Genomic DNA, 1,382 nt, shown 5'->3' on the forward strand with positions numbered 1-1,382 from the left:
TAGTATCTACACTTGTAAACATACGCGTCAATTTGTCTATAAATCCAAATGACGCTGATGCAGGTAGCGCTGATATAGAAAAGAAAGCTATAAATGTTATGATGCGTGTTATGAATAATGATTTCATCATTTTAAATCCCTAAATTATTATAAGCGCTGTTTAACCGATTCCCTTTGAAATTATCAATATGTGTTATTTTAGTGTTGACAAAGTGTAGCAAATCGTATTTAATGACAGCACTGTACTTGGTCGTATTGTATCTAAACGAGAGGCAGTGCAGTTTGGAATCCCCGCAAATGCGGGGTTTTTTATTATCTGGAGGGCGTATTTTATGACATCAGAAAATACACATCAGGCTCCACAACCCATTAAAAAGCGTATACCACCAAAGGCAGGTCAAGGGCGTGTCAAAGGCGTTCCGAATAAGATGACGCGCATTTTAAAAGAAGCAGTGGTTAAGGCTGCTGAGAATGCTGGGAATAAAATTGGCAAGGATGGTTTGATCTCTTATTTGGAAAAACAGGCTATGGAATGCCCCGCTGCTTATTTAGCGTTGCTTGGTAAGGTGTTGCCTTTACAGGTAACAGGTGAAGATGGGGGAGCCATTAAGGTGATAACGCGTGTAGAAATCGCGCCTTTGGTCAATGACAACACGACAGATTAGTATTGTTCCAAAGCTTATACCGATTTTTACAGATAAGGCTTTGGTGCGTGCTGCTTGGGGTGGACGAGGGTCTGGAAAGACAAGATCATTTGCCTTGATGGCTGCTTTAAAAGGCTATCAATTTGGTATGCAAGGGATATCGGGCACTATACTTTGTGCACGTCAGTTTCAGAATTCTTTGTCAGAAAGTTCATTGGAGGAAATTAAGCGCGCCATTGAAGCACATGACTTTTTAAAGGACTATTACAAGGTTGGGGAGTCGTCGATTAAGTCGATAGATGGTCGTATAGCCTTTCAGTTTTCTGGTCTTGACCGCAATATAGCCAGTATCAAGTCTATGGGGCGTATTTTGCTTTGTTGGGTTGATGAGGCAGAGCCCGTTACAGAGACGGCTTGGCAGACGCTTATACCGACTTTGCGTGAAGAAGGAAAAGATTGGAATGCAGAATTATGGGTGACATGGAACCCGTTGCGAGAGAATGCCCCCGTTGAGAAGCGGTTTCGCTTTTCAGACAATGAGGCAATCAAGCGTGTTGAGATCAACTGGTTAGACAATCCGAAGTTTCCCAAGATCTTGAATGAAGCGCGATTGGATGATCTGAGAAACCGTCCAGAGACCTATAAGCATATCTGGGAAGGGGCTTATCTTACAGCGGTTCAAGGCGCTTATTATCAAAAGGAAATGTTGGCAGCCGAGCAGGAGGGGCGGATAGGGCG

The 1,382-nt window shown here is 43.1% G+C and carries 2 protein-coding genes; both read left to right on the forward strand.

Translation table 11 applies throughout. The features are described 5' to 3' along the window. The first annotated feature begins 332 nt into the window (after positions 1-332). The gene (locus tag ACFIK0_RS09115; RefSeq protein WP_375663005.1) at positions 333-665 is read left to right on the forward strand and encodes a hypothetical protein; all 333 of its coding nucleotides are present in this window, start codon (positions 333-335) and stop codon (positions 663-665) included. Further along, positions 646-1,382 (forward strand): phage terminase large subunit (locus tag ACFIK0_RS09120; protein ID WP_375663875.1); only part of this gene is annotated, 737 nt, incomplete at its 3' end. The genes ACFIK0_RS09115 and ACFIK0_RS09120, both read left to right, overlap by 20 nt.

Origin of the sequence: Bartonella sp. CL63NXGY (genome assembly GCF_042194905.1) — a bacterium.
GTDB lineage: Bacteria > Pseudomonadota > Alphaproteobacteria > Rhizobiales > Rhizobiaceae > Bartonella.